Consider the following 26409-nt stretch of genomic DNA (forward strand, 5'->3'; position numbering starts at 1 on the left):
GACAAATCGGCCGTCAAGGCGTTCTTTGCCTTCTTGGACGAGTTGGCTTATGACATGTGCCTCTAAGCCCCGCAGCTGGACAGGTCTCAGCCGCAGGAGTCTTAGCATTCCAACTCCAGTCAACTGCTGGAATCCCAAAAAAAGTCAATCAACCAACGGCTCTGCTTATTCAAAAAAATAAAAGACACCCCGTTCAAAACGGCAGGTGTCCGGAATATTTCAATAGTGTGCCGAACCCTTGTGGCAAGAGGATTAAGCGTAAGGGGTTAGGGGTATGAAAAGAGTAATCAATCCTGGGCACTTTCCAGTACTTTTTTCATTTTTTTCGTAAAATCCCTCCGGGGGATCATGACGCTGTGGCCGCAGCCTTCGCATTTGATGCGGATATCCATGCCGAGACGGATTACTTTCCAGCGATTGACTCCGCAAGGGTGGGGCTTCTTCATCTCTACTACATCATTTAATTGGAACGTTTTTGGCTCCATCAGCCTTCCTCCTGTCCAAGTCTTTTTTTATCATGATGGGGATCGGCGTGAAAATCCTCATTCCTCGAATACATGACCATACGAGGGAACGGAATTTCAATACCATTATTATCCAGAACGATTTTCACATCTTTACGGATCATCCTGGCAATATACCAGTGTCTCATCGGCACGGTTTCAGCCACGATCCGAATCACAACATCTGATGCCCCTAGTGTCTGGACACCGAGAAGTTCCGGAGGATTCACCAGGTCTTCATATTTCTGAGGAAGGGTGATAAGAAGATCCTGTATGACTTTTTCCGCCTCCTCTATGTTTTCCTCGTAGGCAATACTGACATCCACGACAGCAATGCTGTTATGAATCGAGTAGTTCGTCACTTCCGTAATATTACCGTTCGGGAAGATATGAAGTTCGCCTGTCCAGCTTTTGATCTTCGTCGTACGAAGGCCGATTTCTTCAACCGTCCCTTCGGCGGATCCAATCCTGACATAATCACCAACGGAAAACTGATCTTCAAAGATGATGAAGAAGCCGGTGATAATATCACGAACAAGGTTCTGCGCACCGAAACCGATGGCAAGACCGACGATCCCGGCACCGGCGATCAATCCTTTAATATCGATGCCAAGCGTCGACAGGATTGTCATTAAACTGATGAAGTAAACCACATAGGTCAATACATTCTCCAGTAGTTTCAGCAAAGTGGCCTCGCGCCGCTCCGAGAATTTGAGAGGGGCTTTCGAACGCACCCTGAATATATTCCGGATCGCTGAGCGTCCAAGTTTTAACGCGATATATGTAATCAGCATGATTGCGACGATCTTAATCGCATTTGTACCCAGCGCGACCCATAGATCATTGTCGATTATTTTATCCACGGTGTCATCAACCGTCTTTTTAACATCATCAGTAGTAGTGGCTGCCATATATATGAATCACCTGCTTTTTCAGTAATGAAGTTACGTTATATTCTATCAAGTTTCCCGAACCTTGGGTAGTTCTAACCTATACTTTCAAATTTAGACGAAATTTTTTATTTTATGAAAAATCATCCTCCTTTATGTATGAAAAAACAATATCGACCGTATACTGTTAAAAACTCTTTCCCGGAAACCTACCAATCAAAGGAGTGGAAGTCATGAATCTTAAAAAAGGATTATTCGAACGGAAAACCGAACCCTTCAGGGTGTATCATCAAGATGAACACGCGGCAAGGGATCTTTCCGTTCAATTGGCATCCATCCTTCCCACCCTTTACCGGACGCGTCCGATTGTATTTGTGTGTATCGGCACCGACCGCTCGACCGGCGATTCGCTGGGGCCGTTGGCAGGAACGTTATTATCCGAGCAGGGAATGGGGATTTTTCATGTATACGGTACGCTCGATGATCCCATCCATGCCGTTAACCTTGAAGAAAAGCTGCGGGAGATCAAGTCAAAGTACATCAATCCATTCATCATCGGCATCGATGCCTGCCTCGGAAGACTGAAAAGCGTGGGTGCGATTCAATTGTGTGACGGACCTTTGAAGCCGGGTGCAGGAGTCAATAAAGAACTCCCCGAAGTCGGGAACGTGCATTTGACCGGAATAGTGAATGTCAGTGGATTCATGGAATTCTTTGTTTTACAGAATACACGGTTAAATCTTGTGATGAAAATGGCGAAGACGATGGTGGAAGCCATCGTGCTCGCTGAAGAGGTCATCGAGAGAAGAAATGCGATCAGCATCGAGAATTGGCGGGAAGAATTGCATTAACCGAAAAGCGGAGGCGGCTCGCCCAGAGACGACAAGCATAAGACGGAACCCCGAAAAGGCACTTTTTTTCTTTTCGGGGTTCTTGGCCTTTTCGGGGTTCTTGGCTTATGACCTCGAGTCTCTAGCCGCCGCAGCTGGACAATAAAAACGGGAGGCGTGCGGTGCCTCCCGTTTTTTATTTAAAAATATAATTGATAAGCATGTATTACCCCTACGACAAGAGCGACCACGATGATTCCAGGCAGCAGATTGGCTACACGTATTTTCGTGATCCCGATCAGGTTCAAGCCGATGGCAAAAATCATGATTCCACCCGTCGAAGTCATTTCAACAATGTATGTATCCATCAGTTCCTGAGGCACCCATTGATGAATCTGAGTGGCAAATAAGGCGATCAGCCCCTGATACAGAACGACTGGGATCGCTGAAAACATGACCCCGATCCCCAGAGTGGTCGTCAAAATCAACGACGTGAAGCCATCGATGATCGACTTTGTATAGAGGACATCATGATCTCCCCTTATCCCGCTGTCCAACGCGCCGATGACGGCCATCGCACCGATCACAAAGATCAATGTAGCGGTCACGAAGCCTTGTGAGATGGATGTTTCTTTCTTGCTTCCCATCTTTTTTTCAAGCCAGGTGCCGACAGCATTCAGCTTGTCCTCGAGGTTCATCCATTCCCCCCAGGCAGCACCCAGTGCAAGGCTGATGATGACGATGAGGAAGTTCTCACTTTTGAGGCCCATCTGCAGGCCAAGTACCACGACCGCCAACCCGATCGCTTTCATCACCGTTCCTTTCATGTTCTCAGGAATCCGGTGTAGAAAAAACCCAAGCAGTGTTCCGATGATAATACAAATTCCGTTTACGATCGTTCCTAAAAGCACCATTTTCGTTCCCCTCAATCAAAATAGAAATAGTAAAAGGGAAGAGGACCGGCCTCCAATTTTTGAAGGCCAGTCCTTTCTCTTGTCATGACAACTTATTTATCCTGCAGCAGTTCCAAAATCCGGTTCAAATCTTCCTGCGAGAAGAACTCAAGTTCAATTTTCCCCTTCTTCTTGGATTGCTTGATCGTTACCGTAGTACCGAATCGCTCCTGGAGCATCGTTTCCTGTTCTTTGATGAAGACATCCTTTTTCTTCTCCGGAGGCTTTGTTTCACGTGAAACATTCCCGTTCATCTCGCCTATAAGTTTCTCAAGCTGCCGTACGTTCAGTGATTCTTTCAGAATGCGGTTCACCAGTGCGGACAGGTTCTTTTTATTCTTCAAACCGAGCAGTGCACGTCCGTGACCCATCGTTAATTTCCCTTCGGAAATCAATTCCTGAATGGGCGCGGGCAGGGAGAGAAGCCTGATGTGGTTAGCGATATGGGGACGGCTTTTTCCAAGGCGCTTCGCCACTTCTTCCTGGGTGATCTTCAGCTTATCCATCAGCATCTGATAGGCTGCTCCCTCTTCGATCGGAGTCAGATCCTCCCGCTGAAGATTCTCGAGTACGGCAAGCTCCATCATCTGCTGATCGTTCAGTTCCCGGACGACAACAGGTACAACGTCCAATTTTGCAGCGGTCGCTGCGCGGTAACGCCTTTCACCGACTACGATTTCGTATCCTTTGATTGATTTCCTGACAATGATCGGCTGCAAGATTCCGTGCTCCAAAATCGATTCCTTTAATTCCTCGATTGCAGCAGGCTCAAAAATCTTGCGTGGCTGATAAGGATTCGGCCGTATATCTTTCAGCTTTACCTCTTGAACGGTTTCTTCACTTTGAGTCGTTTGTACGTTTTGAAAAAGGGCGTTGATACCCTTTCCTAAACCTTTAGCCATTCGTCACCACTTCCTTTGCCAGTTCTAAATAAACTTCCGCTCCCCTGGACTTCGCATCATAAATAATGATCGGTTCACCGTGACTCGGTGCTTCACTCAAACGGACATTACGAGGGATGATCGTGCGGTACACTTTATCTTGAAAGTACTTCTTCACCTCTTCAATGACTTGAATACCCAGGTTTGTGCGGGCATCAAGCATGGTCAGCAGCACCCCGTCGATCATCAGATCATGATTGAGGTGTTTTTGAACGAGGCGGACGGTACTCAAGAGCTGACTCAGCCCTTCGAGGGCATAGTACTCACATTGGACAGGAATGACGACAGCATCAGAGGCTGTCAGCGCATTGATCGTCAAGAGACCCAAAGACGGAGGGCAGTCAATAATAATATAGTCAAAATCACCTTTGACTTTTTCTAATGCTTTCTTTAATCGAACTTCACGAGAAATGGTCGGGACGAGTTCAATTTCTGCCCCTGCCAATGAAATGGTAGCAGGTACGATGGAAAGATTTTCGACTTTTGATTGTTTGATTGTTTCCTTTACGTCGACATCATCCACCAGCACATCATAAATGCATTGATGCACATCGCCTTTTTCCACTCCAACACCACTCGTGGCGTTTCCTTGGGGATCGATATCTACAAGCAGGACTTTTTGTCCTATGTATGCAAGGCATGCTCCCAAATTGACGGAGGTGGTCGTTTTTCCCACGCCGCCTTTCTGGTTGGTCACCGCTATTATTCTTCCCAAGGTTGTCACCTACCTTTTGACGTCCTAGATTGGTCGTTTTTTCTACACAGTATTCTTCTATTCTATCAAAATTCGCAGAGAAATGTCTGATTCTTTTTTGAAAATATTGAAAGCTTCTTTTTCAATATTTGGAAAAAATCAAATCTATTAAATAGGGAAGTAGATTTCTGTTGTAAATTGTCATATTTCCGTGGAAATTTTTTTATATGTATCTCTATGGTGGAGGTGATAATATCTGTGACCGTTCCTTTCCGCTGCAGGCACTTGCTTTTCCGCGGGGAGGAAGTCGACCTTTCCTCTATAGCCCCTCGGAGTCAAGTGCCTTCCGCTTCAATCCACTCCCTGTTCTTTACTTTGCCACCATACGCTACTATACATTTTAAACGAGCAATGATTAACCCTCAGAGCGATATTCGTGTACCTGTTTTCACTAAATAAATAGATACCGTAATTTTTTTGAACTAGTAAGCATTTTAAATTGAATCTGGGAACTTGATTCACCCCTGCACCAGCTGTTGGTTGGAGTGAAAGACTGACTTCTGCGGAGAAGTGGCAAATGTGATACACAGCAGGGAGGTACGACCGAGGAGGATCACGGGTCACCCGCGGAAAGCGAATTCTTTCATGGAAACCCACTGCGGTAATAAGAACTAAATTACAATTCCACTAAAGTTGGTGCAAATAAAAAAGCAAGAAACACACATCTCTGTTTCTCGCTTTTTATGAATCTATTTCTTTTTGGGAATGCGGATGGTAAATTGATAGAATTCGTCGTGCTCTTCTTCCTCGGCGTTGAGGTTGATGCCGCTGTCGGACACCATGGAGAGAGACTGACGGATTGTATTGACGGCTATACGCATGTCCTTTGAGAATGCCTTGCGTTTCGGCTTCGGTTTCGGGGCGGAGCCTTCCAGCATCTTCACGACCCGGTCTTCTGTCTGCTTGACATTCAGGTTCTTCTCGATGACTTCGCCGAGGAGCTGGATCTGCTTTTCGGTTTTTTTCAATGGAATCAATGCACGCGCATGGCGTTCCGTAATTTTCTTATCCAATAATGCATGATGAATTTCTTCTGGAAGCTTTAGGAGACGAAGCTTGTTTGCCACTGTGGACTGTCCTTTTCCTAAGCGCTGAGCAAGTGCTTCCTGAGTCAAATTGTGCAGCTCCAGCAATTTACCGTAGGCGATTGCTTCTTCAATCGGGGAAAGCTCTTCCCTTTGCAGGTTTTCGATTAAAGCCACTGAAGCCGTTTCGGTATCGCTGAGGTTCTTGACGATGGCCGGGACGGTTTCCCAGCCAAGCTTTTGAACAGCCCTGTACCGTCGTTCACCAGCGATAATTTCGTATTGTTCGTCATCAGCCTGCCTGACGACGATCGGCTGTATGATTCCATGCGTGTGGATGGTTCTTGACAGCTCTTCTATTTTTTCATCATTAAAAACGGTTCTTGGTTGAAAGCGATTGGGAACGATTTGTGCGACGGGGATCTTCTTCACCTCATCGCGGTCTTCCACTTCCACTACACTTGATTCTTCAGATTCAACATCTTGCTCTTTTTCACCCAGACCAAAAAAACGAGAGAAAGGATGCTTCATCTTCCTACACCACCTTTAAGAAACTCCCTATATTATGATTCTCTAAAATATGACAAATTCCTGCCTCTTCTAGACATATTCACTCAGGATCATTACAGTTCAAGCATACCATTTTTCCTATAAGAGCAGAACCACTATGGGGACCGTTCTTATTCCAACGGTAATTTATTCGGCGTTCCCGGTTTTCTCGGGTACTTATTAGGTGTTTCTTTCACTTTGTTTATTTTCACGATATTCCGTTCGCTTTCTTCTTCTGGAAGGACAAATGAAAAGACTTTTTCCGTCTGGCCCCCAAGCGTCGCAATCGCTTTTTTCCCTATGTTCATTTCTTCACCGGCACTGGCAGCCTTCATTGCCACGAATGACCCGCCTTTTTTGACGAGCGGGAGACAAAGTTCGCTCAGTACGGACATTCTCGCGACTGCCCTTGCCGTCACAACATCATAGGATTCGCGGTGTTCCTTCTTTTTCCCGAAGGTCTCTGCCCGGTCGTGAAAGAAGTTGGTATTCTCGAGTCCCAGTTCATTTGATAAGTGATTCAGGAACGAGATCCGCTTATTCAATGAGTCTACAATCGTGATATGCAGGTGGGGGAAGCAGATTTTCAAGGGGATGCTCGGAAACCCTGCACCCGCTCCCACATCGCATACGGATACGACATCTGAGAAGTCGATATAGAATGCTGCACTGATTGAATCATAGAAGTGTTTCAGATACACTTCTTCCTTGTCCGTGATGGCCGTGAGATTCATCTTTTCATTCCACTCGACAAGGATTTCATAGTAACGTTCGAATTGATCTAATTGCCCGGGAGAAAGGGAGATCCCCTTCTCCTCCAGGCTGGATTGGAACTGGTCTATATTCATTCAAATTACCCTTCCTTTGCCTATTGATCGCCTGAAACTTTCGCGATTTTCCCTTGTTCGATATACACAAGCAGAATCGAGATGTCGGCAGGATTGACTCCTGAAATCCTTGAAGCCTGTGCCAGGGAAAGCGGGCGTACTTCGATCAGTTTCTGCCTTGCTTCTGACGCCAGTCCGCTGATCGCTTCATAATCAATGTTTTCAGGGATTTTTTTGTTTTCCATCTTTTTCAGCTTATCGACTTGCTGAAGGGATTTCTCGATATATCCTTCATATTTCACCTGGATCTCAACTTGTTCTTCCACATCTGGTGAAAGCTCGACCTCGCTCGGGACAAGGCGTTTGATGTGGCTGTAATTCATTTCAGGACGCTTCAATAGATCGGCTGCAAGGATGCCGTCCTTCAATTCACTGCCCCCGGCTTCACGGATGACCGCCTGCGTCTCTTCGACAGGCTTGATCCGAATGCTTTCTAGACGCTCTTTTTCGGCATTGATCGCTTCTTTCTTTTCCGTGAAACGTCCGTATCTTTCATCGGAAATCAAGCCGATGCGCTTTCCGATATCCGTCAGGCGCAGGTCTGCGTTGTCATGACGTAATAATAACCGGTATTCCGCCCGGGAAGTCAATAATCGGTAAGGCTCATTTGTCCCTTTGGTCACGAGGTCATCGATCAATACGCCGATATAGGCATCGGAACGGCTGAGGATGACTTCGTCTTTATCAAGCGCGCGGCAGGCAGCATTGATGCCGGCCATCAGACCCTGTCCGGCAGCTTCCTCGTAGCCGGAAGTACCGTTGATCTGGCCTGCAGTATAAAGATTCTTGATTTTTTTCGTTTCAAGCGTTGGCCATAATTGTGTCGGCACGATGGAATCGTACTCGATCGCGTAGCCTGCACGCATCATCTGTACCTTTTCAAGACCCGGGATCGTGGAAAGGATTTTCTGCTGCACGTCTTCGGGAAGGCTCGTTGATAAACCTTGTACATATACTTCCTGCGTGTTTCTCCCTTCAGGTTCCAGGAAGATCTGGTGACGAGGCTTGTCATGGAAACGGACCACTTTATCTTCGATTGACGGACAATAACGAGGGCCTGTCCCTTTGATCATACCTGAATACATCGGAGAACGATGTAGATTTTCGTCGATTAGTTTATGAGTTTCTTCATTTGTGTACGTCAGCCAGCAAGGAAGCTGATCCGTGATATATTTTGTCGTTTCATAACTGAATGCACGCGGCACATCATCACCGGGCTGGATTTCCGTTTTGGAATAATCGATTGATGATGAATTTACGCGCGGAGGCGTCCCCGTTTTAAAACGGACTGTATCGAATCCAAGCTCCCTTAGATGATCCGCCAGCCTGATGGATGGCTGCTGATTGTTCGGGCCGCTGGAGTATTTAAGATCCCCAAGGATGATTTCACCGCGTAGGAATGTCCCGGTCGTGATGACGACCGTTTTCGCACGGTAAGCAGCACCGGTCATGGTCACGACACCCTTGCACTCTCCGTCTTCGACGATCAATTCTTCGACCATTCCCTGAAGAAGGGTCATATTCGGTTCGTTTTCAAGCGTGCGCTTCATCTCATGCTGATAGAGAAATTTATCCGCCTGCGCCCTGAGTGCGCGGACAGCCGGACCTTTCCCTGTATTCAACATCCGCATCTGAATATGCGTTTTATCGATATTGCGCCCCATCTCTCCGCCGAGGGCGTCGATTTCACGGACGACGATCCCTTTTGCCGGACCTCCAACAGAAGGGTTGCACGGCATGAAGGCAACCATATCCAAATTGATGGTCACCATTAACGTTTTCGCTCCCATCCGGGCTGAAGCAAGTCCTGCTTCGACACCGGCATGTCCAGCACCAATGACAATGACATCATATTGTCCTGCGTCATATTGCATGGTCTATTTTTTCCTCCTTGCGGGTGAGCCGACTGGCCACCCCTGTAAAATAATTTATTTTCCGAGGCAGAATTGAGAGAACAGCTGGTCGATCAGGCTTTCATGAACGCTGTCGCCGATGATTTCACCGAGCAGCTCCCACGTCCTTGTCAGATCGATCTGCGCGATATCGATCGGTGTTCCCATTTCCACACTGTTGATTGCTTCGTTGATTGCCTGCGATGCCTGATTCAATAAGGCGATGTGCCGGCTGTTCGATACATATGTGATATCCCCCGCTTCGATGGATCCTGCAAAGAAGAGCGAGGAAATCGCTTCTTCAAGTTCATCGATTCCTTCTTCTTCAAGAAGGGCAGTGGTCACAAGCGGATGTTCCTTCGCCAGTTCGCGGACCCGGTCCAAGTCGATCTTTTGAGGAAGGTCCGTCTTATTTACGATGACGATGACGTCCATCCCTTTCACCGCTTCAAAAAGCTGTTCATCCTCATGTGTCAGTTCGTCTGCATAATTGAGGACGAGAAGAATCAGGTCTGCTTCCTTCAAAACCTGTCTCGAACGTTCGACACCGATTCGCTCGACGATGTCCTCCGTTTCGCGGATTCCCGCCGTATCGACAAGACGGAGCGGCACCCCGCGTACATTTACATATTCCTCTATCACGTCGCGGGTCGTACCCGGAATGTCGGTGACTATCGCTTTATTTTCATGCACAAGGCTGTTCAATAAGGAAGATTTACCGACATTCGGACGTCCGATGATGACAGTGGAAAGTCCTTCGCGAAGGATCTTCCCTTGTTCGGATGTTGTGATCAATTTATCAATTTCGTCCCGTACATGCCTTGATTTTTCAAGAAGGACGGTATGCGTCATTTCTTCGACATCGTCATATTCCGGATAGTCGATGTTCACTTCGACGTGTGCCAGGGTCTCGAGGATTTCCTGCCGCAGTTTCCGGATCAGATTGGAAAGGCGTCCCTCCATCTGATTTAGCGCCACATTCATCGCCCGGTCCGTTTTCGCCCGGATTAGATCCATGACCGCTTCTGCCTGGGACAAGTCGATGCGCCCGTTCAAGAAAGCGCGCTTCGTAAATTCACCAGGCTCGGCCAAACGCGCTCCATGCTTTAATACAAGCTGAAGCACTTTGTTGACCGAAACCAATCCGCCGTGGCAGTTGATTTCGATGATGTCTTCACGTGTGAAGGTTTTCGGCCCCCTCATTACAGAGACCATCACCTCTTCCACCACCTGCTCTGTGGCCGGATCAATGATATGTCCGTAATGGATCGTATGGGAAGCAAACTCCTTCATGGACGTCCCCTTCATCCCGCGGAACACTTTCGCTCCGATGTCAAAGGCTTCATCCCCGCTCAAACGCACGATGGCGATCGCACCTTCCCCCATCGGTGTCGAGATGGCTGCAATTGTATCCAGTTCCATTCTTATCACCTCTCTTTAAATGTTGTTTTTGAATCTATATGAACGAATGAAATTCAGAGAGCAAAGTTTCCCCAAATTATTAGAATATCACAAACCTATTTAATACAAAAGAAACTAATTTCCCTTGCCGTCACGTTATCCACAGATCATTTTATCTTATCTCTATTATTTTAACTTATCCACATGTGAATAACAATAAAGCGGGTCAAAAAGCGATATCCACAGGGCGGGTGAGACGGAAATAATGATTTGGCTGGAGGGAGGATTTTAGTGTGGGGTTATTTCCGCAGCGGGACTAGATTTTGGGTTGTCGCTAGAGAGAGATGGGATCTGTGTAGGTGTAGGGAGAGTGAGTTGAGGAAGAGTTTTTTTGACTTTTTAAGATAATAAACGGCAATGAACGGCAGTTTTTTGTGGATTCTATTAAAAAAAAGGGGGATCTCCATTCTTTTAAACATTTTTTGATAGGGCGAGAAGCCGCAATGATGATTATATTATCAAAAACGGAGTGTTTATTATCAAAAATCCAATTATATTATAAAAACAGAGGATTTATTATCAAAAAAAACGATTTTATTATCAAAACGCCCCATACCCCTGGTTTCAGCCACACACCTACCAAAAAACGACAAATTTCGCCGCTTGCTTCAACTACCGGCTGCAATTCATGCGGCAATTTATCATCCACCCATAAAAAACAATAAAAAAGACGACCCCTCAAAAAAGGAATCGTCTCTCTCAATTTATTTAGGTGCGATCACGATATATCTGTTGGGTTCCCGGCCTTCTGAATAGGTGTCCACTTTTTTCGCATTGACCAATGCGGTATGGATCACTTTGCGTTCATAGGAAGGCATCGGTTCAAGCGAAACAGCGCGGTTTGTGCGCAGTGCTTTATCCGCAAGCCTTTCTGCGAGGTTCGTCAGGGTCTGGCGTCGGCGCTCACGATAGTTTTCGGCATCCAAAAGTATGGTTAAAAACTGGTCGGACTCCTTGTTCGCTGCCAATTGGGTCAAATGCTGAAGTGCATTTAATGTCTGCCCCCGTTTTCCGATCAGAAGGGCCATTTTTTCACCGGCTAAACGGAATTCTACATCTCTTCCGTTTACCTCCACATCGATGGAAGCCTCCACTCCCATCTCACGGGCAACAGATAATAAGAATTCTTTCGCTGTCTCCACCGGATCAATTGCTTTCCTTACCTGGACGGATGCGGGTCTGCCCCCGAACAGTCCGAAAAGACTTTTTTTACCTTGATCTAACACTTCAATTTCTGCTTGTTCTTTGGTGATGTTCAGTTGAGACAAGGCTGATTCAATGGCTTCTTCCACCGTTTGACCAGTCGCTTTCACTTCTCTCACTTTTTCTTTCCTCCCGAACCACCGGCTTTTGCTTTCGCAGCTTGTACTTCTCTGATATCCGGACCTTTGATGAAGTACGTTTGAACAATCATGAAGATATTACCGATTACCCAGTACAGGGCAAGTGCTGATGGGAAGTTGATTGCAAAGATCACGATCATCACCGGCATGATGTAAAGCATCATCGCCATTTGAGGATTTTGATCCGCTGTACCCGCCATCATCAGCTTTTGCTGGATGAATGTTGTGATACCGGCTACGACCGCAAGGATGATATCCCGTTCACCAAGGTCGAACCAAAGGAAATTATGTTCTGCAATTTCTCTTGTACGAACGATTGAGTGATAAAATCCGATCAGGATCGGCATTTGGACGATTAATGGGAAACACCCTGCCAGAGGATTGACTCCGTGTGACTGGAATAATGCCATTGTTTCCTGTTGAAGTTTTTGTTGAGTCTGTGCATCTTTAGAACTGTATTTTTCACGAAGCTTTTTCATTTCAGGCTGAAGTGCCTGCATCGCTTTTGAGTTCTTCGTTTGTTTGATCATTAACGGTAAGATGGCTAAACGAATGATCAATGTGACGATGATGATCGCCAGACCATAAGAACCATTGAACCAATCCGCTACCATCGTAATTAATTGTGATAATGGCCATACAATATATTCATTCCAAAAACCTGTACTCTCAGGTGTGATTGGCTGATTATATTCTGAACAGCCGGATAAAACAGTCATTAGCCCGATAATTGCCATCAGGGCTATCAGTCTCTTTTTCACCCTTATTTTCCTCCCAACTAATATGTTTCTGCAAGGCGTACTCAGCGTATTATGTTTTCAGCACATTGCTAATCCGTGCACCCATTATAGCTTTCACACTCTCCCAAACCAATCAAGCTATCCGGTGCAAGAACAAGTGCAATCTAGCAGAAAACAGCCTTCTTTCAATAGCCGGGGACACGATTACCCCAACCCGTTCTTAAAAAGTACAATCCTTCGTATTGTAACATCTTTTCAAAGGCTTGTGATGCTGAAACTTGTCTAAATAGTAAATACTTTTTTACTTTTTTCTATCATTTTTGCCATAAGAAGTCTTTTTCAAAACTTTTCCACGCTTTAAAACATGCGTGATGCTGCTTTTCACTTCATGAAAATCCATGTCGGCCGCCGGTTTCCTGGCGATGATTAAATAATCGTGGTTATCTTGAACGTCTTCACGCAATTCTAAGAAAGCCTGCCTGATGTACCGCTTGATTCTGTTCCGGCACACAGCATTCCCGATTTTCTTGCTCACGGAAATCCCGATCCGGAAAGGCTGGGCTTCTTCCTGTTTTAAGGAATAAAGAACAAATTGCCTGTTTGCAAACGATGTCCCTTTTTTAAATATCTCTTGAAATTCTTTGTTTTTCTTAACTCGCTGTTCTTTCCTCATAACCCACACCTGTTTTTTTGTTTTTCTTAAGTCTTTCATTTAATAGAAGATCTTAATCATTTTTGCCCATTTACTAGAAAAAAAGACCACTGAGTCAGTTCAGTGGTCTAAGCAGATAATACTTTTCTTCCTTTAGCACGGCGGCGAGCTAATACTCTGCGTCCGTTTTTAGAGCTCATACGCGCACGGAAACCGTGTACTTTACTTCTTTTACGTCTATTTGGTTGAAACGTTCTTTTCATCTATTGCACCTCCCTGAAGGGTTCATCTTCATATGTTAAAGACATTCTCCACTATTATAAAGACGACAACCATAAAAAGTCAACACTCATATCATTTTATTTTTGGTTATGTAAAATTTACTAATGGATTATTGAATCTTTTTTTAATGCTCCAATTGCCGCTTATGATTTCCGGAGTGGACAGCTAAATCGTCGACCGTTCCGCCTCCGGGGTCTCGACCTTTTCTCTCTTCCCGCAGGAGTCAAATGCCTCCAGCTCCAATCCACTCTGTCTTTTTAATATAGATTGTAATAAAAATCACTAGTAGTCAGCGGGAAATGCCTTTCTCTTATTTATAGATGAATTATATCTTTTCTAATATAGAAATATAACTTATTAAAGTAGACAGATTAATTTTTTACTGGGGGGGATAAGTGGTGTCTATATATCTAGTGGATCTAGCGTTGATTGGAGTGCAAGACGAAGACTCCTGCGGGAAGAGTAGCTTATTAGAAAAGCGGAAGAGCTTTGCTTAGAGCCCTGCAGCTGGACAAGTGAGACCCCGCAGGAACGAATGTGACGAGGAGGTTCACGGGCTACCCGCGGAAAGCGAAGTCTTGCACGGAAATCATAAGCGGTAATAAAACTCCTCAATAATTTTTTCCCTCTCTTAATTCCTTCTACAAAATTTCTCCCAACTCCAAAAAAATCACCCTGTGGATAGATTTCGACATGATTTTTATTTATCCACAGCAGGTATTGACAGGTTTTTCACAAGTTAACTCCTTGTGGACAATTTAATTCCACAGCTGACAGGGGTTGTGGATAAAATTTAAAAACCATTGCACCCCTAAGGATATTTTGATATGATTATTGTGTTTTCACTCTTGATAACTGCAATTACGAAATTTACTTATCCACAAAATGTGGATATCATGTGGGTAACTTATTCAGATGGTTTGTAAAACCTTGTCCACAGGTGGTGGATATTGTCGACTAACCATTTTCTTTCCTTATTATATATATTCTCCACATTCAGTACATTGTATTTTTATAAGATGACGAGATTTACATCGTTTACAAGTTATACAGAGGTTGTACACGCACGAAAAACTGGCATTTCTGCCGGACAAAGATAAAGAAAAGGAGGGATCAGGTTTGGAGAATATCGGGGATCTTTGGAGCAAAGCCTTGGAAAATATCGAAAAGAAAATCAGTAAGCCAAGCTTCGACACATGGCTGAAATCGACGAAGGCTCACTCCATCCAAGGGGATACTCTTGTGATTACCGCTCCGAATGAGTTTGCGAGAGATTGGCTGGAAGGTCGTTATTCTCAGTTAATCTCAGGAGTGCTGTATGACATAACCGGCGAAGAACTGGTCGTCAAATTCATTATTCCCCAGAATCAGGAGCCGGAAGAGTTTGATATTCCAGTCCCGCCGAAAAAGGCATCAAAAGACGATGATCAGTATGATCTGAACCAGAACATGCTGAATCCCAAATATACATTCGATACGTTTGTCATCGGCTCAGGCAACCGCTTCGCCCATGCTGCATCATTGGCAGTGGCGGAAGCACCTGCAAAAGCCTACAACCCGTTATTTATCTACGGGGGTGTCGGCCTGGGGAAGACTCACTTGATGCATGCGATCGGTCATTATGTGCTCGAACATAATCCTGCTGCAAAAGTGGTCTATTTATCTTCCGAAAAGTTCACGAATGAGTTCATCAACTCCATACGTGACAACAAAGCGGTCGATTTTCGCAACAAATACCGGAGCGTCGATGTGCTGTTAATTGACGATATTCAATTCTTGGCCGGTAAAGAACAGACACAAGAGGAATTTTTCCATACATTCAATACACTGCATGAAGAAAGCAAGCAGATCGTCATCTCAAGTGACCGGCCTCCTAAAGAAATCCCGACACTCGAGGACCGTCTGCGTTCCCGCTTTGAATGGGGCCTTATCACCGATATCACTCCACCTGATCTGGAAACGAGAATCGCGATTTTAAGGAAAAAGGCAAAAGCGGAAGGCCTGGATATCCCGAATGAAGCCATGCTTTATATTGCCAATCAAATCGACACGAACATCCGAGAGCTTGAAGGCGCCCTGATCCGGGTCGTTGCCTACTCATCGCTTATCAATAAAGATATCAACGCAGATCTCGCGGCAGAGGCATTGAAGGATATCATTCCTAGTTCAAAGCCGAAGGCCATCACGATCCAGGAGATCCAGCGCGTAGTCGGCGAGCATTTCAACGTGAAAATCGAGGATTTCAAAGCAAAGAAACGAACAAAATCCATCGCATTCCCGCGTCAAATCGCCATGTATCTATCCAGGGAAATGACAGATTCCTCCCTGCCTAAAATTGGCGAAGAATTCGGCGGCCGCGATCACACAACCGTCATCCACGCCCACGAAAAAATCAGCACCCTGCTCGGAGCAGACGCCCTCCTCCAGCAGCAGCTGAAAGACATCAGGGATTCGTTGAAATAATTAAGAGTATTAGATTGGCCGGAGGGAAACTGTTCAATCATTAGCTATCAGAAGGGTTTTCAATGAATTAGTAGGATAGCTGACATTAATAGATTTTAGTGATATTGGCTGGTTCCAGCAGTTGATTGGAGTGCAGGACGCAGACTCCTGCGGGAGAAGCGAGTTAGGTGAGACCCCGCAGGCGCAGCCGAGGAGGCTCACCGCTCGCCCGCGGAAAGCGAAGTCCTGCACGGAAATCAACTGCGGTATTCAAGAGTCTTTTTCTGATAATCGTAAATATCAAAACTGAATACTGTTGATAACCGAGACCAACTAGCACACAGTCTGTCCACATGTGGATAGGCTGTGTTTCCGTTCAATTCACACACTTATCCACATATCAACAGGCCCTACTAGTACTATTACTTTTTTAAATAAATTATTAATATATGATTCAGTCCAAAAAATTATGTGCAAATTGGAGGAAATAATCATGAAATTTGTTATTCAGAGGGACGATCTTGTTCAAAGCGTTCAAGATGTCATGAAAGCCGTAACGTCCAGAACCACGATCCCTATCCTTACAGGAATCAAAATCGTAGCAACCGAAGACGGCGTAACCCTTACAGGAAGCGACTCCGATATTTCCATTGAATCCTTCATCCCTGCTGAAGAAGATGGTTCAGAGATTGTAGAAATCCAGGAAACAGGCGGAATCGTCCTCCAGGCTAAGTTTTTCAGTGAAATCGTAAAGAAGCTGCCTAAAGACACGGTGGAAATCGAAGTCTTGAATCACTTCCAGACGGTCATCCGTTCCGGCAAAGCTGAATTCAACCTGAATGGATTGGATCCTGAAGAATATCCTCATCTGCCTCAGATTGAAGAAGGAAATGGAATCAAAGTTTCCACAGACCTTCTAAAGACGATGATCAGACAGACTGTGTTCGCAGTGTCCACCTCAGAAACACGCCCCATCTTGACAGGTGTAAACTGTCAGATCGAAAACGGCGAGCTGAGCTGTATTGCAACAGATAGTCACAGGCTGGCAATGAGAAAGGCTCCGATCGAAACGAACCATGATGCGTCTTATAACATCGTCATCCCGGGTAAGAGCTTGAATGAGTTGAACAAGATTCTTGATGACACGGACGAGCCGGTTGAAATCGTCATTACTGAAAACCAGGTGCTGTTCAAAGCGAAACATCTTTTATTCTTCTCAAGACTTCTTGAAGGGAACTATCCTGATACGAGCCGTTTGATCCCGTCCGATACCAAGACGGAACTGACGCTGACAACGAAGGAATTCTTGCAGGCGATCGACCGTGCTTCGCTTTTGGCAAGGGAAGGGCGCAATAATGTTGTGAAACTTTCGACCCTGGATGCCGGAATGATCGAGATTTCCTCCAATACACCTGAAATCGGAAAAGTCATTGAGCAGGTTCAAAGTCAATCTGTGGAAGGGGAAGAACTAAAGATTTCCTTCAGTGCGAAATACATGATGGATGCACTGAAAGCGATCGAAGGAACCGAGATCTACGTGAATTTCACTGGAGCGATGAGACCGTTCGTCTTAAAACCGCTTCATGACGATTCGATCCTTCAACTGATCCTGCCGGTTAGAACGTATTAATAGTGTAAAAGCCGATACCCCCTGAATAGGTATCGGTTTTTTCTTTTATGAAATTGTGTTGTGAAAAATGGTGATTCTTGTCGAATTGTCGGTAAACTCTTGAAAATTGTCCGAATCCGCTGATGTTTGTCCGTATATCAAAAAAATTGTCCGCAAATCCCATTTTTCGTCCGCATTCCCCGAAAAATTTCCGAGTGCTTATTCCCTGATACTATTCCATCTTCATTTTCGTCTCCCAGTAAGCTTATAGCCCTTCTATCTTTCGTTAGTTGTGACTTAAGGAGATTTAGAGTAAAATAAGATATTAGAGACTTTATACGGAAAGTAGTGATTTTAGTGGAGAAAGAAGTCACGATTTCAACGGAGATCATCACGCTCGGGCAGTTCCTGAAACTTGCCGATGTGATTCAATCCGGAGGCATGGCTAAATGGTTTTTGAGTGAATACGAGGTATACATAAATGGCGAACAGGACCAGAGAAGAGGACGAAAGCTTGCGGTCGGCGATAAAGTCGAGATTCCGGAAGTAGGGGTTTTTGTGGTTGCCGCAGAATAAAAAAGGATGTTATGTCCATGTTTATTGAACAATTGGAACTGAAAAATTATCGGAACTACGATTCGATTGAAGTGGATTTCGAGAATAAGGTGAATGTCATCCTCGGGGAGAATGCCCAGGGGAAGACGAATATCATGGAGTCCATTTATGTGCTTGCGATGGCGAAATCCCACCGGACGTCGAATGATAAAGATTTAATCCGCTGGGACGAGGAATATGCTAAAATAAAAGGCAGGATTCAAAAATATAACGGACCGCTGCCTTTGGAACTTGTCCTCTCAAAAAAGGGCAAGAAAGCAAAGTGCAATCATCTTGAACAGCAGAAGCTGAGTCAATATGTCGGTAATATGAATGTTGTCATGTTTGCGCCTGAAGATCTCCATTTGGTAAAAGGGAGCCCTCAAGTTAGGCGTCGTTTTATTGATATGGAAATCGGGCAGGTTTCGCCTGTTTATTTACATGATATCAGCCTATATCAAAAAATATTACAACAGCGGAACCATTATTTGAAATTGCTGCAGACGAGGAAACAGACCGATCAGACGATGCTCGAGGTCCTGACGGAACAATTCATCGAAGTCGCCGTCAAGATCGTCAAGAAGCGGTTTGAATTCGTCCAGCTGCTCGAAAGTTGGGCAAAGCCGATCCATTCAGGGATCTCAAGGAACCTCGAAACGCTGGAAATCCTTTATAAACCGTCTTTGGATGTATCAGATGATCAAGAATGGTCAAAAATGGTAGAGGTATACGAACGGAAATTCGAAGGGATACGCGAGCGGGAAATTGATCGCGGCGTCACCCTGGCAGGCCCGCACCGTGATGACCTGCAATTCATCGTGAACGGACGCGACGTCCAGACCTTCGGATCGCAGGGGCAGCAGCGGACAACGGCCCTTTCTGTGAAACTGGCAGAAATCGAACTCATCCATTCTGAAATAAAAGAATATCCCATCCTCCTTTTGGATGATGTGCTGTCGGAGCTCGATGATTACCGTCAGTCCCATTTGCTCAACACCATACAAGGCAAGGTACAGACCTTTGTCACGACCACCAATGTTGACGGGATCGACCATCAGACGCTTAACGAGGCGGCACAGTTCGAAGTGGAAGCGGGAACTATGAAAAGACTGAAATGAGGTGCTGCATTGTACATTCATGTCGGAGAAGATGTCATGGTCCGGACCGACGATATCATCGCAATCATCGATCGGGACACCGTACAGTTTTCAGAAGAATTACAGCTCTTTTTAAAAAATAAAGATAATCACCTTTGTAATCTTGCAAAGGGTTCATATAAATCTCTCGTTATCACGAAAAATCAATTGTATCTTTCCCCGCTGGCATCCAGCACGCTTAAGAAACGATCAAAGAAATACTCAAACTATGAGAATTTATTATAGGAATACAAGCCCGAAAGGTTAGAAAGTGTAGGTGAATCGGCATGGCTATGGAACAAAAACAAGCACAAGGTCAATCCTATGATGAAAATCAGATTCAGGTTTTAGAAGGATTGGAAGCCGTACGTAAACGACCAGGAATGTATATTGGTTCAACGAGCGGAAGAGGTCTGCATCACTTGGTGTGGGAAATCGTGGATAACAGTATCGACGAAGCACTTGCCGGATATTGTGATGAAATCGAAGTCATCATTGAAGAAGACAACAGCATCACCGTTACCGATAACGGTCGCGGAATTCCGGTCGGGATTCATGAAAAGATGGGACGCCCGGCTGTAGAGGTCATCATGACCGTGCTTCACGCAGGCGGTAAATTCGGCGGCGGAGGATACAAGGTATCCGGAGGACTCCACGGTGTCGGTGCGTCTGTCGTCAACGCCCTTTCAACAGAACTTGAAGTGCATGTCCACCGGGACGGGAAAATTCACTATCAGAAGTTTGAAAAAGGCATACCGAGTTTTGATTTGAAGGTGATCGGAGAAACCGACAAGACGGGAACCATCACCCACTTCACCCCTGATCCTGAAATTTTCACAGAAACGACTGAATATGACTATGAAACACTCGCGAATCGTATTCGGGAACTGGCTTTCTTGAATAAAGGCATTCAGTTGAGCATTGAAGATAAGCGCGGTGAAGGAAAGCGCAAAGATTATCATTACGAAGGCGGAATCAAATCCTATGTAGAGCATTTGAACCGTTCGAAAGAAGTCATCCATGAAGAGCCGATCTTTATTGAAGGTGAAAAGGACGATATCACGGTTGAAATCGCCCTTCAGTACAATGACGGCTTTGCCAGCAATATCTATTCTTTCGCGAATAACATCAATACCCATGAAGGCGGGACGCATGAGTCGGGATTCAAGACGGCCCTGACCCGTATCATCAATGATTATGCGCGTAAAAATAACGTCTTCAAAGAAAGTGACGCCAATCTTTCCGGTGAGGATGTTCGTGAAGGTTTGACAGCCATCATCTCGATCAAACACCCGGATCCCCAATTCGAAGGACAGACAAAGACGAAACTGGGGAACTCAGAGGCAAGGACGATCACGGATTCACTGTTCTCTGAACATCTGGAAACATTCCTCCTGGAGAATCCGGTCGTGGCAAGGAAAGTGGTCGAAAAAGGACTCATGGCTGCACGTGCGCGTATGGCCGCGAAGAAAGCAAGGGAGCTAACACGCCGTAAGAGTGCACTTGAGATCTCAAGCCTGCCGGGTAAACTGGCGGACTGTTCTTCAAAGGACCCGGGCATCAGTGAAATCTATGTCGTTGAGGGTGACTCAGCCGGCGGATCTGCCAAGCAGGGCCGTGACCGTCATTTCCAGGCGATTCTTCCGCTGCGCGGTAAGATCATCAACGTTGAAAAGGCACGCCTTGACAAGATCCTGTCGAACAATGAGGTCCGAGCGATCATCACGGCACTCGGTACAGGGATCGGGGAAGACTTCGATATCTCCAAGGCGAGATACCATAAAGTCGTCATCATGACCGATGCCGATGTCGATGGTGCCCATATCCGTACGCTTCTCCTGACGTTCTTCTATCGTTATATGAGACAGATCATCGAAGCAGGATTCATCTACATCGCTCAGCCGCCGTTGTATAAGATTCAGCAGGGCAAGAAAATCGAATATGCCTACAACGATAAAGAGCTCGACCGCATCCTGGCAGAAATTTCACCTACACCGAAACCTGGTATCCAGCGTTACAAAGGTCTAGGGGAAATGAACCCTGAGCAGCTATGGGAAACCACAATGGACCCTGAATCAAGAACACTGCTTCAAGTAAGCCTGCAGGACGCCATCGAAGCCGATGAAACCTTTGAAATCCTCATGGGTGACAAAGTAGAACCTCGACGTAACTTCATTGAAGAGAATGCTGCTTACGTTAAGAACCTGGATATTTAGGATTGGTTTTGACTTTTCAATAGACGATTAGCAAATATTTAAATATACCTTTGACTGCACTGCTTAGTTGATTGGAGCGGAGGACGCTCGACTCCTGCGGGATGCGCGGGACAGGTGAGACCCCACAGGCGTAAAGCGCCGAGGAGGCTCACCGCCCGCCCCGCGGAAAGCGAGCGTCCGCAGCGGAAATCAACGGCCCGGTTTTAACAGAACATTTTAGAGAAAAAGCAGGATAGACACATCAATCTATCCTGTCTTTTACATAGCGGACAAGGTTAACAAAGAGAAAGGTCCAAATCTTTCTTTAAAAGGAGGTCCCTTATACTATGGCCGAAACACCAAAATCAAATGTTAAAGAGATTAATATAAGTAATGAGATGCGCACCTCATTCCTAGATTATGCGATGAGCGTCATCGTTTCCCGTGCCCTTCCCGATGCCCGTGACGGATTGAAGCCGGTCCATCGCCGTATTTTATACGCGATGAACGACCTGGGGATGACAGCGGACAAAGCATACAAGAAATCTGCCCGTATCGTCGGTGAAGTTATCGGTAAGTATCACCCCCATGGTGACTCAGCGGTATATGACACGATGGTGCGTATGGCTCAGGATTTCAACTATCGCTACATGCTTGTCGATGGCCACGGAAACTTCGGTTCTGTCGACGGGGATGCTGCGGCAGCGATGCGTTACACAGAAGCACGCATGTCCAAGATATCGATGGAACTGATCCGTGATATCAATAAAGATACAATCGACTACAAAGATAACTATGATGGCAGCGAACGCGAACCGGAAGTACTGCCGGCCCGTTTCCCAAACCTTCTGGTGAATGGATCGTCAGGTATCGCTGTTGGAATGGCGACGAATATTCCGCCTCATAATCTTGGTGAGGTGGTTGACGGGATTCTTGCATTAAGTAAAGATCCTGACATCACAATCCAGGAATTGACGGAACACATTCATGGCCCGGACTTCCCGACTGCCGGCTTGATTGTGGGCAGAAGCGGCATCCGCCGCGCTTATGAAACAGGTAAAGGATCCATCACGATGCGTGCCCGTGTCGAAATCGAACAGAAGAGCAACGGGAAAGAAACGATCATCGTCCATCAGATCCCTTACCAGGTCAACAAAGCAAAACTGATTGAAAAAATCGCGGAACTAGTCCGTGACAAGAAGATCGACGGCATCACGGATCTTCGCGATGAATCCGACCGTAACGGTATGCGTATCGTCATCGAAGTCAGGAAAGATGCCAATGCGAATGTCCTGCTGAACAACCTATATAAGCAGACTGCACTTCAAACAAGCTTCGGGATCAATCTGCTTGCCCTTGTCAAAGGTCAGCCGAAAGTGTTGAACCTCAAGCAGTGCCTTGTGGAATATCTGGATCACCAGCGCGTTGTCATCCGCCGCAGAACCGAGTTTGAATTGCGTAAAGCGGAAGCAAGAGCCCACATCCTTGAGGGTCTCCGGATTGCGCTCGATCATATTGATGAAATCATCGCCCTCATTCGCGGTTCCCAGACGACGGACCTCGCGAAACAAGGTTTGATGGAGCAATTCTCGCTATCTGACAAGCAGGCACAGGCAATCCTTGATATGCGTCTCCAACGCTTGACAGGACTGGAACGCGAAAAGATCGAAGATGAATATCAGGAGCTTGTAAAACTGATTGCTGAACTGAAAGCGATCCTGGCCGACGATGAAAAAGTTCTTGAAATCATCCGGGAAGAGCTCATTGAAATCAAAGAACGCTTCAACGACGAAAGAAGATCTGAAATCGTTGCAGGCGGAATTGAAAATATTGAAGATGAAGATTTGATCCCGCGTGAAAACATCGTGGTTTCACTTACTCACAACGGCTACATCAAGCGCCTTCCTGTTTCCACTTACCGCAGCCAGAAGCGCGGCGGACGGGGAATCCAGGGGATGGGCACGACGGGTGATGACTTTGTTGAACATCTGCTCACAACATCCACCCATGATACAATCCTTTTCTTTACGAACAAAGGGAAAGCATACCGTGCCAAAGGGTATGAAATTCCTGAATTCAGCCGTACGGCAAAAGGACTTCCGATCATCAACATGCTCGGCGTAGAGAAAGACGAGTGGATCAACGCGATGATCCGCGTAGAAGAGTTCGTGGATGACTGGTACTTGTTCTTTACGACCAAGCACGGCATCTCCAAGCGTACGCCTGTCTCTGATTTTGCCAACATCCGTACCAACGGACTGATTGCCATCAACCTCAGGGAACATGATGAATTGATTTCCGTCAAATTGACCGACGGTGACAAAGACATGATTATCGGTACGAAAAAAGGAATGCTGATCCGTTTCCCTGAAACCGATGTCCGTTCAATGGGAAGGACCGCAACCGGTGTTAAAGGGATCAACCTCTCTGATGACGATATCGTCGTAGGCATGGAGATCCTTGAAGAGAAGAGCGATATCCTGGTCGTAACGGTCAACGGCTATGGTAAACGTACACCTGCAAGTGAATACAGAGTCCAGACCCGCGGCGGTAAAGGACTGAAGACATGCAACGTCACCGAACGTAACGGTGAACTGGTTGCCGTCAAAGCCGTGACAGGCGAAGAAGATCTCATGATCATCACCGCCCACGGAGTCCTGATCCGTATGGACGTCAATGATATCTCCACAACCGGACGTAACACCCAGGGTGTCAAACTGATCCGTCTTCAGGAAAGTGAATTCGTTTCTACAGTAGCCAAAGTGGAAAAAGAAGAAGATGAAGAAACAGAAGCCCCTGTTGAAACATCCGAAGATGCAGAGACGGTTGAAGGCAATGAACCAACTCAAGACAATCCAGAAGACCATAACGAATCAACCGATGATTCAGAAGAATAAATAACGAAAAGCTATTTCCTGAGGAAGTCATCTTCTTCAGGGAATAGCTTTTTTTGTACAAAGATGGTTGTGCAAGCAAGGGAACGTTATTTCAATAAAAAATAACTTTACAAAAAATAAACCAATATGCCTTTAATTTGGTAAAATAAACCTATATAGAAAAGGATGATTTGAGGTGTAATAACATGAAAGTGCATCGAGACGAAGTGGAAGCGGGCTGTATTCTGGAAAAAGAGGTCATGGGAATGACATCAAACCCAATCATTCCAAAAAATACAGTATTAACAGATGAACATATCAAAGTCCTCCGGGCATTCAATATCACTGAAATCGAAATTGAGAAAACAAAAGCGGACGGCCGTCACCACAGGTCAAAACAACTCCCATCCCAGCCGGATGCTTCAGAAGCAGATCAGCCTGCAGGATCCGGCTCACCTGAGACCGGGACGGACAAAGGCTTCATCAATATCTATTTGGAAAGCGTAGGGGAATTCAAAAAAGAGTTTACGAACTGGCAATCAGGGATGCCGATCAATATTGCAAAGATGAGGGAAATCACCCTTCCCCTCATTAAAACGATCGAACAGAATAAATTCCTGCTCTATTCATTGAACCAGTACTCTACGAAAAAAGACTATATCTATCATCACCCCCTTGCAGTCAGCATCATAAGCGCCATGCTCGGAAAGAAAGCAGGGCTTAACAGCGGACAGGTCAATCAACTCGCCCTGGCAGGTGTACTGGCCGACTGCGGGATGGCAAAAGTATCATCAACCATCTTAAAAAAAGAGAAGCCCCTTTCTGAAAGTGAATTTCAAGAAATCAAGCTTCATACAGCAAACGGATATAAAATGGTAAAGGATTCCCCTCTATTGAAACCAGAAGCGAAACTTGCAATCTTCCAGCATCATGAGCGTTTCGATGGGACAGGCTATCCGACTTCCGAAAAGAGCGACCGCATCCATTTGTATTCACAGATCATCGGAATCGCCGATGTGTTCCATGCCATGACCTCGGAGAGAATCTATCGAAGCCGGCAGCCGGTCTTCAAGGTGCTGGACATGATCAGCAAAGACCTCTTCGGCAAATTTGATATAAAAGTAGTGAACGCACTCATGCAGTTGATGGGTGATTTGGATATCGGGACAGCTGTAAGACTATCAACAGGGGATTACGGTGAAGTAGTCTATACAAAAACCAATATCTACACGAAGCCGATTGTGAAACTGAACAACAGTGAAGAACTGCTTGATCTCTCGCTGAGTAAGGATATTTATATTACGGAAGTATTGGGTTAAGGCTATATAAACATGGCATTTCTATCATCCGGGAGGGGTCTGAATTTTCCCGGGTTATTTTTTATAAAAAAACCTTGCTAAACTGCTTGAAGGCATGTATACTATTATTTGTTGTCCGAAAGAGAGACATTACATATTGATTCGTTAAAAAATGTTTTTGCGAAATAATAAAAAAGTGTTGACGGAAGTCGGACAAGATGATATATTAATAAAGTCGCTTCAAACGGAGCAGACGCAACAAATTGAACCTTGAAAACTGAACAAAACAAGACAATACGTCAACGTTAATTCTAGATTTACCGCAACGATTTAATCGTTGCAAACAAGAGCTATTCAAACTTTTATCGGAGAGTTTGATCCTGGCTCAGGACGAACGCTGGCGGCGTGCCTAATACATGCAAGTCGAGCGGATCGATGGGAGCTTGCTCCCTGAGATCAGCGGCGGACGGGTGAGTAACACGTGGGTAACCTGCCTGTAAGACTGGGATAACTCCGGGAAACCGGGGCTAATACCGGATAATTTAGTTCCTCGCATG

22 protein-coding genes and 1 rRNA gene are annotated in these 26409 nt (G+C 45.6%); 10 read left to right on the forward strand and 13 right to left on the reverse strand.

All coding sequences use genetic code 11. The features are described from left to right. Nucleotides 1-287: 287 nt before the first annotated feature. Both AS034_RS19240 and AS034_RS19245 read right to left on the reverse strand, forming a co-directional pair. Entirely contained in the window at nucleotides 288-485 is a 198-nt protein-coding gene (locus tag AS034_RS19240; protein ID WP_032087124.1) for a DUF951 domain-containing protein, read from the reverse strand. After that, a complete protein-coding gene (locus tag AS034_RS19245) occupies nucleotides 485-1414 on the reverse strand; it encodes a mechanosensitive ion channel family protein (RefSeq protein WP_058299802.1) in 930 nt (309 codons plus the stop codon). The genes AS034_RS19240 and AS034_RS19245 overlap by 1 nt, the downstream gene beginning before the upstream one ends. A gap of 212 nt (nucleotides 1415-1626) precedes the next feature. Between AS034_RS19245 and yyaC the strand changes: the two genes are divergently transcribed. Continuing rightward, entirely contained in the window at nucleotides 1627-2244 is a 618-nt protein-coding gene (yyaC, locus tag AS034_RS19250; RefSeq protein WP_058299803.1) for a spore protease YyaC, read from the forward strand. Nucleotides 2245-2423: 179 nt separating this feature from the next. Here the strand turns inward: yyaC and AS034_RS19255 are convergent, their stop codons facing one another. From AS034_RS19255 to rpmH, 11 genes are all read right to left on the reverse strand, one after another. Beyond that, nucleotides 2424-3137, reverse strand: a complete 714-nt coding sequence (locus AS034_RS19255; protein ID WP_058299804.1) for a DUF554 domain-containing protein — start codon at nucleotides 3135-3137, stop codon at nucleotides 2424-2426. Nucleotides 3138-3229: 92 nt separating this feature from the next. Further along, nucleotides 3230-4078, reverse strand: a complete 849-nt coding sequence (locus AS034_RS19260; protein WP_058299805.1) for a ParB/RepB/Spo0J family partition protein — start codon at nucleotides 4076-4078, stop codon at nucleotides 3230-3232. Next, nucleotides 4071-4832, reverse strand: a complete 762-nt coding sequence (locus AS034_RS19265) for a ParA family protein (RefSeq protein WP_032087129.1) — start codon at nucleotides 4830-4832, stop codon at nucleotides 4071-4073. Before AS034_RS19265 ends, AS034_RS19260 begins: the two co-directional genes overlap by 8 nt. 728 nt (nucleotides 4833-5560) lie before the next feature. Continuing rightward, complete coding sequence (gene noc, locus AS034_RS19270; protein ID WP_058299806.1) at nucleotides 5561-6427, reverse strand: nucleoid occlusion protein; 867 nt, start codon at nucleotides 6425-6427, stop codon at nucleotides 5561-5563. 149 nt (nucleotides 6428-6576) lie between these two features. Further along, nucleotides 6577-7293, reverse strand: coding sequence for a 16S rRNA (guanine(527)-N(7))-methyltransferase RsmG (gene rsmG / locus AS034_RS19275; RefSeq protein ID WP_058299807.1), 717 nt, complete (start codon nucleotides 7291-7293; stop codon nucleotides 6577-6579). 20 nt (nucleotides 7294-7313) lie between these two features. Beyond that, nucleotides 7314-9206 (reverse strand): tRNA uridine-5-carboxymethylaminomethyl(34) synthesis enzyme MnmG, encoded by a 1893-nt coding sequence (gene mnmG, locus AS034_RS19280; RefSeq protein ID WP_058299808.1) that lies wholly within the window; start codon nucleotides 9204-9206, stop codon nucleotides 7314-7316. A gap of 54 nt (nucleotides 9207-9260) precedes the next feature. After that, nucleotides 9261-10646, reverse strand: coding sequence for a tRNA uridine-5-carboxymethylaminomethyl(34) synthesis GTPase MnmE (gene mnmE, locus AS034_RS19285; RefSeq protein WP_058299809.1), 1386 nt, complete (start codon nucleotides 10644-10646; stop codon nucleotides 9261-9263). Between the two features lie 743 nt (nucleotides 10647-11389). Beyond that, on the reverse strand, nucleotides 11390-12007 hold the full coding sequence (gene jag / locus AS034_RS19290) for an RNA-binding cell elongation regulator Jag/EloR (protein WP_058299810.1): 618 nt from the start codon (nucleotides 12005-12007) through the stop codon (nucleotides 11390-11392). Continuing rightward, a complete protein-coding gene (gene spoIIIJ / locus AS034_RS19295; RefSeq protein WP_032087136.1) occupies nucleotides 12004-12789 on the reverse strand; it encodes a YidC family membrane integrase SpoIIIJ in 786 nt (261 codons plus the stop codon). The genes jag and spoIIIJ overlap by 4 nt, the downstream gene beginning before the upstream one ends. 280 nt (nucleotides 12790-13069) lie before the next feature. Next, nucleotides 13070-13441: a ribonuclease P protein component gene (gene rnpA / locus AS034_RS19300; RefSeq protein WP_032087137.1), complete on the reverse strand. Its 372-nt coding sequence runs from the start codon at nucleotides 13439-13441 to the stop codon at nucleotides 13070-13072. Between the two features lie 107 nt (nucleotides 13442-13548). Next, a complete protein-coding gene (gene rpmH / locus AS034_RS22510) occupies nucleotides 13549-13683 on the reverse strand; it encodes a 50S ribosomal protein L34 (RefSeq protein WP_071617052.1) in 135 nt (44 codons plus the stop codon). Between the two features lie 1138 nt (nucleotides 13684-14821). Here rpmH and dnaA point away from each other — a divergent pair. The 9 genes from dnaA to AS034_RS19345 form a co-directional block, all read left to right on the forward strand. After that, complete coding sequence (dnaA, locus tag AS034_RS19305) at nucleotides 14822-16165, forward strand: chromosomal replication initiator protein DnaA (RefSeq protein ID WP_032087139.1); 1344 nt, start codon at nucleotides 14822-14824, stop codon at nucleotides 16163-16165. 472 nt (nucleotides 16166-16637) lie between these two features. After that, complete coding sequence (gene dnaN / locus AS034_RS19310; RefSeq protein WP_058299811.1) at nucleotides 16638-17774, forward strand: DNA polymerase III subunit beta; 1137 nt, start codon at nucleotides 16638-16640, stop codon at nucleotides 17772-17774. Between the two features lie 336 nt (nucleotides 17775-18110). Continuing rightward, nucleotides 18111-18329: a S4 domain-containing protein YaaA gene (gene yaaA / locus AS034_RS19315; RefSeq protein WP_032087141.1), complete on the forward strand. Its 219-nt coding sequence runs from the start codon at nucleotides 18111-18113 to the stop codon at nucleotides 18327-18329. A gap of 17 nt (nucleotides 18330-18346) precedes the next feature. Next, nucleotides 18347-19465 (forward strand): DNA replication/repair protein RecF, encoded by a 1119-nt coding sequence (recF, locus tag AS034_RS19320; protein WP_032087142.1) that lies wholly within the window; start codon nucleotides 18347-18349, stop codon nucleotides 19463-19465. Nucleotides 19466-19474: 9 nt separating this feature from the next. Then, nucleotides 19475-19729, forward strand: a complete 255-nt coding sequence (gene remB, locus AS034_RS19325; protein WP_032087143.1) for an extracellular matrix regulator RemB — start codon at nucleotides 19475-19477, stop codon at nucleotides 19727-19729. Nucleotides 19730-19776: 47 nt separating this feature from the next. Beyond that, complete coding sequence (gene gyrB, locus AS034_RS19330; protein WP_032087235.1) at nucleotides 19777-21699, forward strand: DNA topoisomerase (ATP-hydrolyzing) subunit B; 1923 nt, start codon at nucleotides 19777-19779, stop codon at nucleotides 21697-21699. Nucleotides 21700-22025: 326 nt separating this feature from the next. Beyond that, nucleotides 22026-24575 (forward strand): DNA gyrase subunit A, encoded by a 2550-nt coding sequence (gene gyrA, locus AS034_RS19335; protein ID WP_032087144.1) that lies wholly within the window; start codon nucleotides 22026-22028, stop codon nucleotides 24573-24575. 185 nt (nucleotides 24576-24760) lie between these two features. Further along, the gene (locus AS034_RS19340) at nucleotides 24761-25873 is read left to right on the forward strand and encodes an HD-GYP domain-containing protein (RefSeq protein WP_058299812.1); all 1113 of its coding nucleotides are present in this window, start codon (nucleotides 24761-24763) and stop codon (nucleotides 25871-25873) included. 341 nt (nucleotides 25874-26214) lie between these two features. After that, nucleotides 26215-26409 (forward strand): 16S ribosomal RNA (locus tag AS034_RS19345); the annotation flags it as partial.

Source organism: [Bacillus] enclensis (assembly GCF_001456935.1).
GTDB classification, from domain to species: Bacteria; Bacillota; Bacilli; order Bacillales; family Bacillaceae_B; genus Rossellomorea; species Rossellomorea enclensis.

Coding starts and splice junctions, on each gene's coding strand:
- AS034_RS19255 (WP_058299804.1), bottom strand. CDS start 3,137: ATGGTGCTTTTAGGAACGATCGTAAACGGAATTTGTATTATCATCGGA.
- AS034_RS19245 (WP_058299802.1), bottom strand. CDS start 1,414: ATGGCAGCCACTACTACTGATGATGTTAAAAAGACGGTTGATGACACC.
- AS034_RS19340 (WP_058299812.1), top strand. CDS start 24,761: ATGAAAGTGCATCGAGACGAAGTGGAAGCGGGCTGTATTCTGGAAAAA.
- recF (WP_032087142.1), top strand. CDS start 18,347: ATGTTTATTGAACAATTGGAACTGAAAAATTATCGGAACTACGATTCG.
- AS034_RS19240 (WP_032087124.1), bottom strand. CDS start 485: ATGGAGCCAAAAACGTTCCAATTAAATGATGTAGTAGAGATGAAGAAG.
- rnpA (WP_032087137.1), bottom strand. CDS start 13,441: ATGAGGAAAGAACAGCGAGTTAAGAAAAACAAAGAATTTCAAGAGATA.
- rsmG (WP_058299807.1), bottom strand. CDS start 7,293: ATGAATATAGACCAGTTCCAATCCAGCCTGGAGGAGAAGGGGATCTCC.
- noc (WP_058299806.1), bottom strand. CDS start 6,427: ATGAAGCATCCTTTCTCTCGTTTTTTTGGTCTGGGTGAAAAAGAGCAA.
- rpmH (WP_071617052.1), bottom strand. CDS start 13,683: ATGAAAAGAACGTTTCAACCAAATAGACGTAAAAGAAGTAAAGTACAC.
- gyrA (WP_032087144.1), top strand. CDS start 22,026: ATGGCCGAAACACCAAAATCAAATGTTAAAGAGATTAATATAAGTAAT.
- AS034_RS19260 (WP_058299805.1), bottom strand. CDS start 4,078: ATGGCTAAAGGTTTAGGAAAGGGTATCAACGCCCTTTTTCAAAACGTA.
- mnmG (WP_058299808.1), bottom strand. CDS start 9,206: ATGCAATATGACGCAGGACAATATGATGTCATTGTCATTGGTGCTGGA.
- dnaN (WP_058299811.1), top strand. CDS start 16,638: ATGAAATTTGTTATTCAGAGGGACGATCTTGTTCAAAGCGTTCAAGAT.
- gyrB (WP_032087235.1), top strand. CDS start 19,777: ATGGAACAAAAACAAGCACAAGGTCAATCCTATGATGAAAATCAGATT.
- yyaC (WP_058299803.1), top strand. CDS start 1,627: ATGAATCTTAAAAAAGGATTATTCGAACGGAAAACCGAACCCTTCAGG.
- mnmE (WP_058299809.1), bottom strand. CDS start 10,646: ATGGAACTGGATACAATTGCAGCCATCTCGACACCGATGGGGGAAGGT.